The sequence below is a fragment of the Deferrisoma palaeochoriense genome, from assembly GCF_054656955.1.
In genome coordinates this window covers 62,033-78,225 of sequence record NZ_BAAHXI010000005.1, presented here as the reverse complement: position 1 = coordinate 78,225, position 16,193 = coordinate 62,033, and the positions used below count along the sequence as shown (strand labels likewise).

The 16,193-nt window shown below is 71.8% G+C and carries 14 protein-coding genes; 7 read left to right on the top strand and 7 right to left on the bottom strand.

Annotated features, from left to right (window positions below):
* Nucleotides 1–345: 345 nt before the first annotated feature.
* The 5 genes from ACYQ8L_RS02805 to ACYQ8L_RS02785 all read right to left on the bottom strand — a co-directional run bounded on the left by ACYQ8L_RS02805 (nucleotide 346) and on the right by ACYQ8L_RS02785 (nucleotide 5,299).
* Nucleotides 346–1,311, bottom strand: coding sequence for an electron transfer flavoprotein subunit alpha/FixB family protein (locus tag ACYQ8L_RS02805; protein ID WP_459940244.1), 966 nt, complete (start codon nucleotides 1,309–1,311; stop codon nucleotides 346–348).
* Nucleotides 1,308–2,099, bottom strand: a complete 792-nt coding sequence (locus ACYQ8L_RS02800; protein WP_459940243.1) for an electron transfer flavoprotein subunit beta/FixA family protein — start codon at nucleotides 2,097–2,099, stop codon at nucleotides 1,308–1,310. Before ACYQ8L_RS02800 ends, ACYQ8L_RS02805 begins: the two co-directional genes overlap by 4 nt.
* 121 nt (nucleotides 2,100–2,220) lie before the next feature.
* On the bottom strand, nucleotides 2,221–3,390 hold the full coding sequence (locus tag ACYQ8L_RS02795; RefSeq protein ID WP_459940242.1) for a (Fe-S)-binding protein: 1,170 nt from the start codon (nucleotides 3,388–3,390) through the stop codon (nucleotides 2,221–2,223).
* 143 nt (nucleotides 3,391–3,533) lie between these two features.
* A complete protein-coding gene (locus ACYQ8L_RS02790) occupies nucleotides 3,534–4,694 on the bottom strand; it encodes an acyl-CoA dehydrogenase family protein (protein ID WP_459940241.1) in 1,161 nt (386 codons plus the stop codon).
* The gene (locus ACYQ8L_RS02785; RefSeq protein ID WP_459940240.1) at nucleotides 4,691–5,299 is read right to left on the bottom strand and encodes a TetR/AcrR family transcriptional regulator; all 609 of its coding nucleotides are present in this window, start codon (nucleotides 5,297–5,299) and stop codon (nucleotides 4,691–4,693) included. The genes ACYQ8L_RS02790 and ACYQ8L_RS02785 overlap by 4 nt, the downstream gene beginning before the upstream one ends.
* Before the next feature lie 334 nt (nucleotides 5,300–5,633).
* Between ACYQ8L_RS02785 and selB the strand changes: the two genes are divergently transcribed.
* From selB to ACYQ8L_RS02750, 7 genes are all read left to right on the top strand, one after another.
* Nucleotides 5,634–7,589, top strand: coding sequence for a selenocysteine-specific translation elongation factor (gene selB / locus ACYQ8L_RS02780; RefSeq protein ID WP_459940239.1), 1,956 nt, complete (start codon nucleotides 5,634–5,636; stop codon nucleotides 7,587–7,589).
* A 121-nt stretch (nucleotides 7,590–7,710) separates the two neighbouring features.
* Entirely contained in the window at nucleotides 7,711–8,535 is an 825-nt protein-coding gene (gene fdhD, locus ACYQ8L_RS02775) for a formate dehydrogenase accessory sulfurtransferase FdhD (protein WP_459940238.1), read from the top strand.
* Entirely contained in the window at nucleotides 8,516–8,878 is a 363-nt protein-coding gene (locus ACYQ8L_RS02770; protein ID WP_459940237.1) for a TraR/DksA family transcriptional regulator, read from the top strand. Before fdhD ends, ACYQ8L_RS02770 begins: the two co-directional genes overlap by 20 nt.
* A gap of 123 nt (nucleotides 8,879–9,001) precedes the next feature.
* Nucleotides 9,002–10,339 carry a tetratricopeptide repeat protein gene (locus ACYQ8L_RS02765; RefSeq protein WP_459940236.1) on the top strand — a complete coding sequence of 446 codons (1,338 nt, stop codon included), beginning with the start codon at nucleotides 9,002–9,004 and terminating at the stop codon, nucleotides 10,337–10,339.
* Nucleotides 10,336–11,877, top strand: coding sequence for a 2,3-bisphosphoglycerate-independent phosphoglycerate mutase (gene gpmI / locus ACYQ8L_RS02760; RefSeq protein ID WP_459940235.1), 1,542 nt, complete (start codon nucleotides 10,336–10,338; stop codon nucleotides 11,875–11,877). The genes ACYQ8L_RS02765 and gpmI overlap by 4 nt, the downstream gene beginning before the upstream one ends.
* A complete protein-coding gene (locus tag ACYQ8L_RS02755; RefSeq protein WP_459940234.1) occupies nucleotides 11,874–12,611 on the top strand; it encodes a ComF family protein in 738 nt (245 codons plus the stop codon). The genes gpmI and ACYQ8L_RS02755 overlap by 4 nt, the downstream gene beginning before the upstream one ends.
* A 506-nt stretch (nucleotides 12,612–13,117) precedes the next feature.
* The gene (locus tag ACYQ8L_RS02750) at nucleotides 13,118–14,113 is read left to right on the top strand and encodes a M23 family metallopeptidase (RefSeq protein ID WP_459940233.1); all 996 of its coding nucleotides are present in this window, start codon (nucleotides 13,118–13,120) and stop codon (nucleotides 14,111–14,113) included.
* Between the two features lie 33 nt (nucleotides 14,114–14,146).
* Here ACYQ8L_RS02750 and ACYQ8L_RS02745 read toward each other — a convergent pair whose 3' ends face one another.
* A complete protein-coding gene (locus ACYQ8L_RS02745; protein ID WP_459940232.1) occupies nucleotides 14,147–14,842 on the bottom strand; it encodes a vitamin B12 dependent-methionine synthase activation domain-containing protein in 696 nt (231 codons plus the stop codon).
* 429 nt (nucleotides 14,843–15,271) lie between these two features.
* Nucleotides 15,272–16,165, bottom strand: a complete 894-nt coding sequence (locus ACYQ8L_RS02740; RefSeq protein ID WP_459940231.1) for a hypothetical protein — start codon at nucleotides 16,163–16,165, stop codon at nucleotides 15,272–15,274.
* Nucleotides 16,166–16,193 lie beyond the last annotated feature (28 nt).

Genomic DNA, 16,193 nt, shown 5'->3' with positions numbered 1-16,193 from the left:
AGGATGGGGGCGCCAGCCACCCGGCGCTCCCCCTACCGTGGTCCCCACCGACAGGGAAACCCGAACGCCGCGCCGAGGGGGGGGCACGCAGGGGGAACCGGGCGGCCGCCGGGTGGGTGTGGGGGCTTGGTCGGAGCGCGACGCCCGAGCAGCCCGGGCCGCTCGGTGCAGGGGAGCGGCCGCGGCGCGTGCCCTCACGCGCCGCAGCGGACCGAACCGAGGCGGCCCCTGCGAGGGCGTCAGCGAAGGCCGAGCCCCCACACCCACGCACCGGCAAAGCGGGGAGGCCGGCGGCTCGCACCGCCGCTCGGCCAACCGCCGCGCCCTCGGCCCCGGGACGACTCTTCACCCCCGGGCCTCCCGCACGGCCTTCGTGAGCTCGGGGACCACCTTGAACAGATCGCCCACGATGCCGTAGTGGGCCACCCGGAAGATGGGGGCCTTCGGGTCCTTGTTCACCGCCAGGATGAGCCCCGAGTCCTTCATGGCGGTCACGTGCTGGAACGCGCCGGAAATGCCGAGCGCGATGTACACCTTGGGTTTGACGGTCTTCCCGGAGATGCCCACCTGGCGCGCCTTGGGGAGCCACCCCAGGTCCACCACCGGCCGGGAGCACGAAAGGGTCGCTCCCAAGGCCTCGGCGAGCTCCCGGGCCACGTCCAGGTCCTCGGGGTCGCCGATGCCCCGGCCCACGCTCACGAGCACGTCGGCCTGGGTGATGTCCACCTCGCCGGCCGCCTCCTGGACCCACTCCAGGAACCGTCGGCCGAGGTCGGCCGGGAGGTCCTCCGTGGCGGCTTCGGCGGCGCCGGCCTCCCTCCCCTCGGCCGGGGCGAACGCCCCGGGGCGCAGCGTGACCACGGCGGTGGGGGCGTCGGCCAGCCGCACCCGGGCCTGGAGCTTCCCGGCGTACACCGTGCGGGTCGCGGAGAACCCCGCGTCGTCCGTCCCCAGGGCCGTGACGTCGGTCGCGAGCGGCGCCCCGAGCCGCGCGGCCAGGGCCGGGGCCCAGTCCATGCCGGCGGCCGAGTGGGCGCCCAGGATGAGACGCGGCCCCTCCGCCTCGGCCCGGCGCCCCAGGGCCTCCACCACGGCCGGGGCGTTTCCGCCCCGGAGCGTTTCGTGTTCGATCCGCACCACCCGGTCGAACCCGGCCGGCAGGGCGGCGGCCGGCCCCTCGGTCTCCCCCGGCCCGCCGAGCACGATCGCCGTGACCGGGCCGAGGCCCAGGCCCCGAGCCGCGGCCACGAGCTCGGCCGTGACCTCCCGGACCTCGCCGTTTCGGTGCTCCACCACCACCCAGACGCTCACAGCACACCTCCCTTGTCCCGGAGAATCTCCACCGCCCGCCGGGCCACCTCGGCCGGGCTGCCCTCGAGGATCTCGGCCTCCCGGCCCGGGGGCGGGGGCTCGAGGGCCTCGACCGTGAGCCGCCGTCCGGCCCGCTCCAGGGCGGCCGGGTCGAGGCCCAGGTCGGCCGGGGCCCTCACCTCCAGCGGCTTCGACCGGGCCTTGCGGATCCCCAGGATCGACACGTACCGGGGCTCGTTGATGCCGGTCTGGATGGTCACCACGGCCGGAAGCCGCAGTTCCACCCGCTCGAGCCACCCCGCCTCGAGCTCCCGGTCGCACACGATCCGGCCCTCCCCGAGCTCCAGCCGGCACACCAACGCGGCCCAGGGCAGTCCCAGGCGCGCGGCCACGCCGGGGCCCACCGCGGCGTAGCCGTCGTCCGCGGCCTGGGCGCCAAACAGGAGCAGATCGTACCCCTCGGCCTCGACGGCCTTGGCCAAGGCCTCGACCACGGCCGCGGGCCCCAGGCCGGGAAACGCCTCGTCCCAGATGCGCACGGCCCGGTCGGCCCCCACGGCCAGGCACCGCCGCAGGGAGTCCTCGTGGGCCTCGGGCCCGATCAGGTACGCCGTGAGGGTGCCGCCGGCGGCCTCCTTGAGCCGGGCGGCCTCCTCCAGGGCGAACCGGTCCCACTCGTTCATCTGGAAGGGGAGATCCTCGGTGCGCACCGTACGGCCGCCGTCGGCGATCCGAAGATCGGCCTCGGCCGCGTCGGGCACGTGCTTGACGAACACGGCTAGGTTCATGGGGGGCTCCTTTGACGGCTAGAAAGCTGGGAAGCTGGGAGGCGAAAAAGGGAAAACCCGCCTCACCCCTTCTCCGTGGTCTCCGTGTCCTCCGTGGTTTCGATCCCGGTTCGGCCCCCGCTCACCCCTCGATGGACGCGTCCTCGTCCGGGGCGACCGAGCGCCACACAAGCTCGGCCAGGTCCACGATCTCGAGGGCCTCCTCCAGGCCCGTGGTCTTCCGGGCGTCCTCCAGGGTCAGCAGGCAAAACGGGCAGGCCGTGACCACGGCCTGGGCCCCGAGCTCCACGGCGTCGCGCACCCGGCGCTGGGCGTTTCGCTCCCCCTCCCCCAGGCCCTCGAGCCACATGCGCCCCCCTCCGCCCTCGCAGCACAGGCTCCGCTCCCGGGCGCGGTCGAACTCCAGGCGCTCCACCCCCGGCACGGCGTCCACCACGGCCCGGGGCTCGTCGTAGATCCCGTTTTGCTTCCCCAGGTAGCAGGGGTCGTGGAACACGGCCCGCATGGGCACCTCGCGCCGGAACGGGATCCGCCCCTCCCCGGCGAGCCGGGCGAGCACCTGGGCGTAGTGCTCGGCGGGGAGCGCCGGGGCGTAATCGTTCCGGAACGCGTTCATGCAGTGGGGCGAGGTGGTCAGGATCGCCTCGGGCCCCACCTCGTCGAACAGCGCCCGGTTCGCCTCGGCGAGCTCCTCGAAGAGCCCCAGCTCCCCGAGCCGCAGGATCTCGCTCCCGCAGCAGGTCTCCTCGGTGCCCAGGGTCGTGAACGGATACCCGGCGGCCGAAAGCACCCCGGCCAACGCCCGGGCCGCCCCCTGGCACCGGGGCTCGTAGGCCGGGGTGCATCCCACGAACCAGAGGTTCGGCGCCTCGTCCCCCTCCTCCAGGCTCGGCACCCCGAGCCCCTCGGCCCACTCGACGCGCTTGCGGCGGGACCGGCCCCAGGGGTTTCCGTGCTTGAGGGCCGACTCCAGGGCGTCCATCACGGTCTGGGGGATCCGGCCCTCCTCGATCTTGAGGGTGCGGATCGACCGGATCACGCCCACCGGGTCGATGCCCCGGGGGCACCGGTCGGCGCAGGTGCGGCAGGCCGTGCAGTCCCACACCTCCTCGCGCTCCACGAGGGCCTCGCCGTCCTCCCGGAGGAGGGCCTCGTAGAGGAGCCGCCGGGAGTTCAGGGGCGAGCGCAGCCCCACCGGGCACCCGCCGGTGCACCGGCCGCACTGGAGGCAGGCGGCCAGCTCGAACCGCTCGGCCAGGGGAACGCCTTCGATGTCTCGGAGCTTGGGCACGGTGGGGTCTTCTCCGCAAAAAGGCTAGCAAGCTGGAAAGCTCAATCCCCCTGTGATTCCAGATTCGTCGCATGCTCCGGCCCGCGGAGACCGTTTTAACCGGACGGCCGTCCTCCGGGTACGCCGCGGGGACACGGCTCGGCCTACGACTCCCCCAGCCGCCCGATGACCCCGCGGGCCACGATCTGCTTCTCCACCTCCTTCGTGCCCTCGTAGATCTCCACGATCTTGGCGTCGCGGTACAGGCGCTCCACGTCGTTTTCCGCCAGGTACCCGTAGCCGCCGTGGAGCTGGAGGGCCTCGTCGGTCACCCGCACCCCGGTTTCGCCGGCGAGCCACTTCGCCATGGCGATGAGCTTGTGGTCCACCGTGCCGGCGTCCACCAGGGCCGCCGCCCGGTAGAGGAGGCTCCGGGCCGCCTCGATGCGGGTCGCCATCTCGGCCACCTTGAACTGCACCCCCTGGAACGCCCCCAGGGGCCGGCCGAACTGCTCCCGGGTGCGCACGTGGCGCACGGCCCGGTCGAGCGCCCCCTGGGCCACCCCGATGCCCTGGGCCGCCACGTGGAGCCGGGTACGGTTGAAGAACTCCATGAACTGGCGGAACCCCTCGCCCCGGGTCCCGATCAGGTTCGAGGCCGGCACCCGCACCTCGTCGAGCACCACCTCGGCCGTGTCCGAGGCCCGGATGCCCATCTTGCGCTTGAGCTTCTGGGCCTTGTAGCCGGGCCGGTCGGTTTCCACGAGGATGCAGGAATGGCGCTTGTGGCGGTCGGGGGCGTGGGGTTCGGTGAGGCAGTACACGATGAGGAAGTCGGCCAGGGTGCCGTTGGTGATGAACATCTTGGTGCCCGAGATCACCCACTCGTCGCCGTCCAGTACGGCGGTGGTGCGGGCGGCCGAGATGTCGCTTCCGGCGTCGGGTTCGGTGATGGCCGCGCCCATGATGGCCTCGCCCGTGGTGAGCGGCGGGAGGTACCGGCGCTTTTGCTCCTCGGTGCCGTAGAGGAGCAGGAGATCCGAGCCGAACACCACGGACCCCAGGGCCTGGCCGAGCCCGGGATCGGCCCGCCAGAACTCCTCCACCACCAGGCAGAACTCCAGGTACCCGAGCCCGGCGCCCCCGTACTCCTCGGGGAAGAAGATCCCCTGGAACCCCAGGTCCGCCGCCTGGCGGTAGAGGTGTTTGGGGCACTCCTCCTTCTCGTCCGCCTCCCGGGCGTATTTGGGGAACTCGTTCTGGGCGAACTCCCGGGCGGCCTGCTGGATGTCCCGCTGCTCGGGCGTGAGGGCGAACTGGGTCACGGCGCACCTCCTCGTGTCGTCTCCCACCGGGGGGCCACCCCGTGGACGAAAATCCGGTAGAAATGGCCGGCCAGGGCCTCGGGGTCCACCGGGCCGTCGGGCCGGTACCACTGGAAGATCCAGTTCATCATCCCCAGGAGCGCGAAGGCCGTGACCGTGTCGTCGAGCCCGGCCCCGGGGTCCTTCACCCCGGCCACCAGGCGCCGGGCCATGGCGAGGTACCGGCGCTGGCGGGCCTTGAGCTCCTCGCGGCGCTCGGGGCCCACGGCGTCCACCGCCGTCGAAAGGAGGGTCAGTTCGTTGGGATGGGAGGTGAAGAACCCGACGTACCGGCGGATCCACTCCCGCACGCGCTCCTCGGGGGGCGCGTCCAGGGCCAGGGCCGCCTCGATGTCTTCGGTGACCCGGTCCATGGAGAACGAGAGGATCTCGTAGAGGAGATCCTCCTTCGACCGGTAGTAGTAGTAAAAGGCGGGTTTCGTGACCCCCAGGGCGTCGGCCACGTCCTGGAGCGTGGTGCGCTCGTAGCCCCGCCGGGCGAAGAGCCGCGCGCCCACCGCGAAGATCTGTTCCCGCCGGTCTTCCCGGGTAACGGGTTGAGCCACGGATCGCCTCGCTCGCGGATGGAAGGGCCTGGCGGCCGGGCCGCTCGGCCGCCGAGAGGCCCAGAACCGATCCGATTCCCTTCGTTTCTTTTGCCCGACCTTGCGGGACCGGCGGTCGAGCCGCGACAACCCCACGGCCCGGGTCTCGGTGGGGAGGCCGGCCCGCGCCCCGCCGCTTACTTACCGGACGGTAAAATCCCATACCCCCCCCCGCCGTGTCAAGGGGCTTCCCGCGTCCCCCGGTTTGCTTGAAGGGCCGGGGGCCCTCTGCTAGCATCCTACGGTCTTTCGCCAGGGGGTCCTTGCGTTTTCGTTCTCTCATCCGACGGGGCACATGTCCGACGCGCCGCGCCTCACCCTGGGCACCGCAGGGCACATCGACCACGGCAAGACCTCGCTCGTCCGCGCCTTGACCGGCATCGACACCGACCGGCTCAAGGAGGAGAAAGAGCGGGGGATCACGATCGAGCTCGGGTTCGCCCACCTGGAGCTGCCGAGCGGGGTCGGGCTCTCGGTGGTGGACGTGCCGGGCCACGAGCGGTTCGTGCGCCACATGGTGGCGGGCGCCGCCGGGATCGACCTGGTGCTCCTGGTGGTCGCCGCGGACGAGGGGGTGATGCCCCAGACCCGCGAGCACCTGGACATCTGCCGGCTTCTGGGCGTGCGCCACGGCCTGGTGGCCCTCACCAAGGCCGACATGGTGGACCCCGACCTGCTCGAGCTCGCCCGGGACGACGTGGAACTCGCGGTCGAGGGCACCTTCCTCGAGGGGGCGCCCATCGTGCCGGTGAGCGCCGTGACCGGCCAGGGGCTCGAGGACCTCCTGCGGGAGCTCGACGCCCTGGTGGCCAAGATCCCGCCCCGGGGCAGCCGGGGGGTGTTCCGGCTGCCCGTGGACCGGGTGTTCACCATCCGGGGGTTCGGCACGGTGGTCACGGGCACGGTGATCTCGGGCGCCGCGCGCCGGGACGACGAGGCAGTGGTGCTGCCCCGGGTGCGGCCCACGAAGATCCGGAACATCCAGGTCCACGGCCGGGAGGTGACCAAGGCCGTGGCCGGGCAGCGGGCGGCGCTGAACCTGGCCGGCCTGGAGGTGGACGACCTGGAGCGGGGCGCCACGGTCGCCCACCCCGAAACCCTGGCCCCCACCCGGATGGTGGACGTCCACCTGGAGCTCCTGCCGGACGAGCCCCGGGCCCTTGCCGACCGGGCCCGGGTGCGGCTCCACGTGGCCGCCCAGGAGGTGCCGGTGATCGTGGCCCTGCAGGAGGGCGACCGGCTGGCCCCGGGGGAGGCGGCCTACGCCCAGCTTCGCAGCCCGGAGTGGTTCGTCGCCTGCCCCGGCGACCGGTTCGTGCTCCGGGCCTTCTCCCCCGCCCGCACCCTGGGCGGGGGGGTGGTGCTCGACCACCAGCCCCGCAAGCACCGGGGCAAACGGGCGGAAACCGTGGAGAGCCTCCGGGTCCTCCACCTCGGGGAACCGGCGGACCGGCTGGCCCAGTTCCTGGCGGCCCGGGCCCACCGGGGCATGACGCCGCTGGAGGCCCAGGTGGCCCTGGGGAGCACGATCGACGAGGCCCGCAAACTCCTCCAGGCGGCCGTGCGGTCGGGGGTCGCGCTCGTGACCGACCGCAAGGCCCAGCGCCATCACCATCGGGCCGTGGTGGAGGACCTGGAGACCCGGGCGGAGAGGATCCTCGAAGGGTTCCACGCGGAAAACCCCCTGCGCCGCGGGCTGGGGCTCGAGGAACTGCGGGGCCGCCTGCCCCGGTTCGCCGATGCGAAGCTCGTGGAGTTCACCCTGGAGCGGCTCGCCGCCGAGGGCCGGATCGCCACCGAGGGGAACACGGTGCGGCTCTCGTCGTTCGTGCCCCAGCTCGACGCGGCCGACGAGGCCGCGAGGGGGCGGATCCTCTCCGTCATGGAGCGGCGCCGGTTCGAGGGGCCGACCTTGGCGGAACTGGCGGCCGAACTCGGGGAGGACGAGCGCACGGTCCGCCCCGTGGTGGAGTACCTGGTGGAGCAGGGGATCCTCCACCGGACGAAGGAGGGCTACCTTTTTCGGACCGAGGACCTGGAGGGCCTGGCCGACCACGTGGTGGCGCTTTTCCGGGAGAAGCCCGAGATCGGGGTGGCGGAGATCAAGGCGTTCACGAACACGACGCGCAAATACACGATCCCGCTCCTCGAGTACCTGGACGGCAAGCGCATCACCACCCGCCGGGGCGACGTGCGCCTGCCCGGGCCCAAGGCGCGGGCGAGGGATCCGGCCGCCGAAACCCGAGGCTAGGGGCCGGAACGCCCGAAAGGGGAAGGAGACCCCGAGGGGAGCGCAACCGGGTTGCCATCTGCGGCCCGCGCCCCACCCGGGCCGCCAGGGGATTGACCGCGGACCGAAGGCTGACCCTTCGATGGGAACCCAGACCTGGCCGATCGTGCGCTACCAGCACGGGGGGTTTCACCGGCTCGACGACGTGGTCGTGCGGGAGGAGCCCCTCACCCTCTACGTGAACGACCGCGAGGTGGTGACCCTCCTCACCCTCGGGGACCACCCCGTGGAACTGGCGTTGGGGTTCCTGCGGTCGGAGGGGTTCTTCCAGACCCGCGAGGAGCTCGAGGCGTACCGGGCCGAACCCGGGGCCGTCCGGGTGCGGGTGCGGCGGGACGTGGACGCCCTTTTGAAACTCATGGACCGCCGGGTGGTCACGACGGGCTGCGGCAAGGGCACCACCTTCTATTCGGCCCTGGACGGACTCCGGACCCGGCCCCTCCCGGACGGGCTGCGGGTGGCGCCGGGCCAGATCCTGCGCCGGATGCAGGAACTCCAGAAGCGCTCGGGCCTCTACCGGGAGACCGGGGGGACCCACAACGCGAGCCTGTCGGACGGGGAGCGCACGCTGTGCTTCCGCACCGACGTGGGGCGCCACAACGCGGTGGACATGCTGGGGGGCTGGGCGTTCCTGGAGGGCGTGGACACGGCCGGAACCCTGCTCCTCACCACGGGCCGGGTCTCGTCGGAGATCCTGCTCAAGACGGCCAAGATGGGGTGCCCGGTGCTGGTGTCGCGCTCGGCGCCCACCCACCTGGCCCTGGAACTCGCCCGGGACCTCAACGTGACCGTGGTGGGTTACGTGCGGGGGGAGCGGTTCAACGTGTACACGGCCCCCCACCGGATCGCCGGAACCGACGAACGACCAACGAAAAGGGATAAGGCCGATGAAGCCGGAGCAGCTTGAACGTTGGAAGGAGAAGCTCCTCGCCCTCCGGGACGAACTGGCGGGCGAGGTGCAGGAACTGCGCGAGGAGGGGTTCTCCCTGGGCACCGATGCGGTGCAGGACGTGGGAGACGACGCGGCGAACACGTACAACCGCCAGGTTCTGCTCAACCTGAGCGAACGCGAGCGCGAGCGGCTGCGCCAGATCGAGGAGGCGCTGGAGCGGATCGCCGACGGGAGCTTCGGCCGGTGTGAGGACTGCGGGGAGCTGATCCCGGAGGCCCGGCTGGAGGCGGTGCCCTGGGCGACCCTGTGCGTGGAGTGCAAGGCCCTGCGGGAGAAGGAAGGGAAACCGGCGGGGTAGGCCCCGGGGGAGCCGACCCGGGAGGCGCCCGTGGCCTGCCCGGTCGTTCCGCGCCGTCGGACAACGGACCCGGACCGCGTGCCGGGGTTCGAGGGGCCCCGAGGCCCCGGAAGGGGTGACGAGGTGAAAAACAAACTGGCGGTCGTCGCGATCGTGCTGCTGCTGGTGGCGTTCGGGTACGTGTTCACCCTGAACCCGGGGTCCGTGGAGTTCCAGATCTATCCCGGCACCCGGGTGACCACCAGCGTGGCTTTGGTGATCTTTCTTTTCTTCCTGGCCGGGTTCGGCGTGGCCTTGGGCCTGAGCGCGTTTCGGGAGGCCCTGCGGTCGTTCGGGTTCTGGCGCCACCGCAAGGCCGACGAGCGCCAGGCCGAGGCCCGGGCCCTCCTTCTGGCCGGCCGCGCCGAGGCGGCCATGGGCAAGCACCGCCGGGCCCTGCGGCTCCTCCGGCAGGCCCGTCGGAAGGCCGGCGACGAGGCCCTCGTCGCCCTGGAGATGGCCCGGGTGGAGCTGGCCGAGGGCCGAACGGAGAAGGCGGAGAAGGTGCTCAAGGACCTCCTGGCCCGCGATCCCTCCAACGCCGAGGCCCTCGTGCAGCTCCTCGACGTGTACCGGCTCCGGGGGGACTACGAGGGCCAGGTCGCGGTGCTTCGGCGGTGGCTCGAGCGCGACCCGAACCACCGCGAGGCGCTCTCCCGGCTGCGCGACCTCTACCGGGAGCGCGGCAACTGGGGCGAGGCGGTGCGGGTCCAGGAGAAGCTGGTGACCCTGGCCGAGGGCCGGGAGGCCAAGGCTGCGGCCAGAAGGGAGTTGCTCGAAATGCGGTTCCGCCAGGCCACGGCCGACCCGGCCCGGCCCGACGTGGCGGTGCTCCAGGAGCTGATCCGGTCGGAGCGGGAGTTCGCCCCGGCCCACCTGGCCCTGGGGGAGGCGCTCCTGGCCGAGGGCCGAGCCGACGAGGCCCTCCAGACCTGGATCCGGGGGTATCAGGCCACCGGGCAGACCGGGCTTCTCATGCGTGCCGTGGACGAGGCGAAACGCAGGGGCACGGAGAAGGACCTGGCGAAGACCCTCAAGAAACTGAGCCGCAAGAACGAAGCCGGCCCCCTCTTTCTCGCCCGCCTCCTTTTGGACCTCGAGGAGAACGAGGAGGCCCTCAAGGTCCTCGACCGACTGCCCGCCCCGGTCGCGGCCACCCGGGCGGCCCGGCTTCTCAAGGCCGAGGCGCTCCACCGGGCCCGGTCGTTCGACCTGGCGGCCGCCGAGTTCCGGGCCGCCGTGGCCGGCGAAGGTCCCGACGGCCCGGGATTCGCCTTCGTCTGCTCGGCCTGCGGCCGCCGCACCGCGATCTGGCAGGTGGGGTGCCCGGGGTGCTCCCGGATCGACACCCTGGAACTCGACCTCGAGGCCGTGCCGCCCCGGACCGAGAAGGCCCCGGTGACCCGGGAGGCTGCGGCATGAGGCCCGCGGCGCTGATCATCCTGGACGGCTGGGGGTACCGGCCCGACGGCACCCACAACGCCGTGGCCGGGGCCCGTACCCCGAACCTGGACCGGCTGTTCGCCACCGAGGCGTGGACCACCCTCGGCGCCTCGGGCCTCGACGTGGGGCTGCCCGAGGGCCAGATGGGGAACTCCGAGGTGGGGCACCTGAACCTGGGGGCCGGCCGGATCGTGTACCAGGATTACACCCGGATCAACCTCGCCATCCGGGACGGGAGCTTCTTCGAGAACCCGGTCCTCGTGGACGCCTGCCGGGCCGCGAGGGAGGCCGGGGGAGCGGTCCACCTCCTGGGCCTCGTCTCCGACGGCGGGGTCCACAGCCACCAGGAGCACCTCTACGCCCTCGTGGAACTCGCCAAGCGCCAGGGGCTCGACCGGGTGTACGTCCACGCCTTTCTCGACGGCCGGGACACGCCGCCCCAGAGCGGCCTGGGCTACATCGAGGCCCTGGAGCGGGAGCTCGCCCGGATCGGGGTGGGGGCCATCGCCACGGTGAGCGGCCGATACTATGCCATGGACCGGGACAACCGTTGGGACCGGGTGGAGAAGGCCTGGGCCGCCCTGGTGCGGGGGGAGGGGATTCCCGCCCCCTCGGCGGCGGAGGCCGTCCGCTCGGCCTACGCCGAGGGCCAGACCGACGAGTTCGTGGTGCCCCGGATCATCCACACCCCGGCGGGCCGGCCGGTGGCCCGGGTGGCCGACGGGGACGCCGTCGTGTTCTTCAACTTCCGGGCCGACCGGGCCCGGGAGCTCACCCGGGCGTTCACCCAGCCCGGGTTCGACGCCTTCGACGTGTCGGACCGGCCCCGGCTCAGCCGTTTCGTCACCTTCACCCTCTACGACGAGACCTTCGACCTCCCGGTGGCCTTTCCCCCCGAGCGGCTCGAGAAGATCTTCGGCGAGGTGGTGGCCGAGGCGGGCCTCAAGCAACTCCGGATCGCCGAGACCGAGAAGTACGCCCACGTGACCTACTTCTTCAACGGCGGGGAGGAAACCGCCTTCCCCGGGGAAGACCGGGTGCTGATCCCGAGCCCCCGGGACGTGGCCACCTACGACCAGAAGCCCGAGATGAGCGCCTTCGAGGTGAAGGACCGCCTGGTCCAGGAGATCCGGCGGCGCGCCTACGGGCTCATCGTGGTCAACTTCGCGAACCTGGACATGGTGGGCCACACCGGGGTGTACGAGGCCGCCGTGCGGGCCGTGGAGGCGGTGGACCGGTGCGTGGGGGAGGTGGTGGCGGCCCTCCGGGAGGAGGGGTACGCGTTCCTCCTCACCGGCGACCACGGAAACGCCGAGGAGATGTGGGACGAGCCCCACCGTCAGCCCCACACGGCCCACACCTCGAACCGCGTGCCCTGCATCTTCTCGGACCCGGACCGGCCGGGCCTGCGGCTGCGCGAGGGGGGGCGGTTGGCCGACGTGGCGCCCACCCTGCTCCGGGTGCTCGGGATTCCCAAGCCCGACCCCATGACCGGGGAGGACCTCGTGGCGGGGTGATCCGGGCTCTCGCCCACGCCGCCTGGGGCGCGGTGCTCGACGTGGTGGTGCCGCCCCTGTGCCCCCGGTGCGCCGAATCAGCTCCCGGCCCCACGGGCCTTTGCCCAGACTGCTCCGCAAGCCTCGACCTCCTCGGGGAGCCGTGGTGTCCCACGTGCTCCCTGCCCTACCCCGGTAAGACAGCCTCCCATCCCTGCCCCCGTTGCCTCGCCGCGCCGCCCCCGTTCCGCCGGCTCCGGGCCTGGGCCGCCTACCGGGGGGCGGCGGCCGACCTCATCCAGGCCATGAAATACGGGGGTCGGATCGAGGTGCGGTCCACCCTGGTCCGGTGGGCCCGGGAGGCGCTGGAGCGCCACTATCCGGAAGATCACTACGATGCCGTGGTGCCGGTCCCCCCGCCCCGGCCCGCGTTCCTGCGCCGGGGGTTCGACCTGCCCGGCATCCTGTCGCGGGCGGTGGCGCCCCACAGCGGGGCCCCCTGGCGCCCCCAGGCTCTACACAAGGACCCGACCGCCCCGGACCTGGTGGGCCGGTCGGCCCCCGATCGGTTCCGCCAAACCGCCCGAGCCTACCGGGCCTCGGAGCGGCTGGACGGGAGCGTTCTCCTGGTGGACGACGTGGCCACCACCACGGCCACGGCCCGGGCCGCCGCGGCGGCCTGCCTCGCGGCCGGCGCCGCGGCGGTGGACGTGCTCGTGCTCGCCCGGACCCCTTCCCTCGAGCCTTCCGACTAACTTCGGTCTACGGTCGCCGGTCCCGCGGTCTTCGGTCCCGTGGTCCAGACGGCCGCGGCTCACCGTGTAGCAGGGGCGGAAGTGATTGTTTCCGCGAATAGGCCCCGCCCCGCGGCCTACCGGAGATTCCAAGTAACTTCCCGCTAGGACGTTAGGAGGCTCGGACGCTAAGACTCCAAAATCCTTTTGGATTCCAGCGTCAGCGGCTGTCCCAACCCGTGGGAGCGGCTTCCGGGCCGCGACGCCCTTTCTTTCGGGCCTTGCGGCCCGGATCGCGGCGTGGACGCCGCTCCCACCCTGGACCCTGACTCGGATGTTACTGTCCTGCGTAGCGGAACCCTAAGGGGGCCGTGGGGAACTTCCCTCTGACCGGGCCCGCCCTTTGCAGCACGGATGGGGGAGACGCCCCGTTGAAATGGACATCGAAGGACCCCTGTGGTAAGAAATGCCGGCCGTTTTTCGGCCGATCCGGGGGGCGGCCGGAGGTTGCCTCAGCGAGGATTCCCATGGACCAAAAGTCCGATTTCGTCACCCTCTCCTGGACCTCCCGGGCCACGGGCGAGGCGAACCGGCTGGTGCTCTCTCGCCGGTTTCTCCTGGTCAGCCTGGGCGTCGTTCTGGCCGCCGTGCTGCTGGCGGTGGTCGGCACGGCCACCGCACTCCGGTTGCAGGCCGAAAGCGCCGCCCTGAGGGAGAGGTTGGCCCGGGTGGAGGGCGAACGGGCCGACCTGGCCGAGCGGCTCGCCGCGGCCCGGGCCGAGATGGAACAGGTGAGGGAGGGCCTCGCCCGGGTGCGGGCGGAGGAGGCCAAGATCCGGTCCTGGCTGGGCCTCGAGACCGATGCGGGCGAGGATTCGGCGGCGGACGTCCCCGCCGAGGAAGGGGGAGGGAAGGGGAGCCTCGGCGATGTGGGGCTCGACGCGGTCTCGCCGGCCGACCGGACGGCTCAGGCCGAGGAGGACGCCTCACCCGGCACCCAGGCCCCCCGGCTCCTGGACGAGGTGCGGTCCCTCGCCACAGACCTGGGGGATCTCGCCCGGGCCGTGGAAGCCCAGAAACGCTCCTGGGACGCGATCCCGGCGATCACCCCGGTGGACGGGGAGCACTGGATCAGCTCGGGATTCGGCTGGCGCCGGAGTCCGTTCACCGGAAAGCGGGAGTTTCACAACGGAATCGACATGGCGGGCCGTAAGGGCACCCCGATCGTGGCCCCCGCCGACGGCACAGTGGTGCGCGTGGTGCGCGACCGGAACCTCGGCCGGTCGATCACCCTGGACCACGGCAACGGCATCCGGACCATTTTCGGGCACCTGGACAAGGTGCTCGTGAAGCGGGGCCAGCGGGTCAAGCGAGGCGATCGGATCGCCACCATGGGCTCCAGCGGCCGCCGGTCCACCGGCCCCCACCTCCACTACTCGGTCAAGGTGGACGGCAAATACGTCAACCCCAAGCACTACCTCCTGGACCGCGGCCGGGTCCCCTACCCGGTCGCCCGGAGGTGATCCCGTCCCGGAAGCCCTCGAAAGCGCCCTGGGCTACTCCTGGCGTCGAAAAGGACACCCGTGGTTGCCACACTCCCGGCAGGGGTTGTAGACGCCCAAACTCCCCGTCCCGGAGTTGGGGAGGGGCACCATCCCAAACACCCCGCTCACGGATTTTCGCGGTTTCATGAAGCAGGACGGGGTCAGGGTGACGGCCACGTTCCCGCCCTGAAAGAGGGAGAACAGGCGCCGTTGATCCTCGAGGGGCCAGTCACAGTAACCCGGGCTGAACCGCAACGTCACGGCGAACCCGGAGAAGGAGGCATGCTCGCCCACCAAGAGGTGGTACCGTTCCACCAGGCTTTCGGCCGCGGCTGACGCAAACGCATCCAACAAAAACGCGTCCGCCACACGCCCTTCGCCCGCCCACCGTTCGACGAAACGCTCCAGACCCTCGCCCACCGTGGCCACGAACACCCGCACAGCGGATGCGTCCCGGAGCGCCCGGGCCAACCGCGGGCTGCGAAAACGCACCCCCTTCCCCACGGTTACACCCCGTGCATCGACGCTCGAAACAGCCACCTCGACGTCCCACACCCTGGGATGAAGCAACGAGGTGGCCATGTCCCAGATCGTGTCGAGCCGAGCCATGAACTGCGCTGGAGCATTGGTCACACGGTGCATCCCAAGCAGACGGAGCACCTCTCCAGGATCGGGCTCGGCCGACGGCACCCATTCTTCGGGGGCCATCGTTCGGAAGCGTTCCCTGTCCACAGCCGGCTCACTTGCGAAACGGGTTTGGCACCCACCGTCCCTGGTGTGCTCTCACATGGGCTGAAGCGTCCGTTGTTCTGGCGAACGCGTGGATCCGGGTACGGTTGTGAGCCACGCTCACCGCTTCGCTTTCGACAAAAAACGCTGCGTCCGCATCCACCTCATCGCCGGTCGCCTCGTCAGTCACACGGACCCGGGCTCCAGCAGGTAACGGGACCGCCAATGCGCACGGGATCGAACAGAACACCTGTCTCGTGCCGTCTGGCAACAAAAACTGTACCCGCCCGATCGTGTTCGAAGCGGCACCGCACCGCATGCACCGTGGTCCGTCGGGGCGGTCTTGCAGACCCGATCCGAACCCGAAGGCGACCGCCGCCAGAAACACCAGGGGCCCGACCCACCCCTTCATGGGCCGATCCCCCGGCCCAAAGCGTACGCCCCCAACATACCCGCCGCCGACAGCACGAGCCAAAACCCCGCCCGGGCTAGTGCCGAGTCCATCCGAAGGGACTCGCCCCGAAGGTCGGGACGGACCGCTCCCAAACACGCCACCCAGCCCCCCCACGCCACGCAACCTAGCCCCAGACCGGCCAGCAGCACCGCCGGCGCAGCGGCCGGAACCCGCTGGAGCAGGCAGTACGGACAATGGTGGTCGATCAGCCCCATCATCTTCGGGGCCCACCGTCCCAGGAGCACAGCGGGACCCGCGACGACCAACCCCCCTGCGGTGAGCATCGTTCCCCCCCACAAGAACCCGCGGGAGCTCCTACCCCCCGGCCGGCCCAGAACCGCCAGCCCGCCCAAGCTCCCGGCCAAACTCCCCCACAGCCACGCCGTCGGAAGGTCCGTCGCGGCCGCACCCGGGATGTCCGTTCCGGAAACGTCGAACACGGTCGTGCAACACGAGACGGAAAGCGCCTGCCCCGGGGGCGGGGTCAAGAGGTGGTGCCACGCCCAAAGCCCCGTGCCCGCGTGCACGAAAGCCGCCAAGGCTCCGACGGTCAATACCCCTCTCACCGTGCGGCCTGAAGGGTCTCCTGCTCGGTGCTCCAGGAGGTACGTTGCAACGCCGGCCCCTGCCAGCACCATCACCGTTGGAAACCCGGCTTCTACCCACCGGAGCGCCGGAGGCCCGGCCCGGAGGACCCCGAACACACACATGGCCCCGGGCGTAAAGGGGATCCGAGCCGCGAGCCCCAAGTAGTACAGCACCCCCCCCGACACCGCGAGAATCGCGATCACCCCGACCCCGCCGAGCAGCAACAAGGACCCGGCCCCGGCCGGGTCCTTGCGTCGCACGGCCCCCGCTCCCACCAAGGCCGCTGCC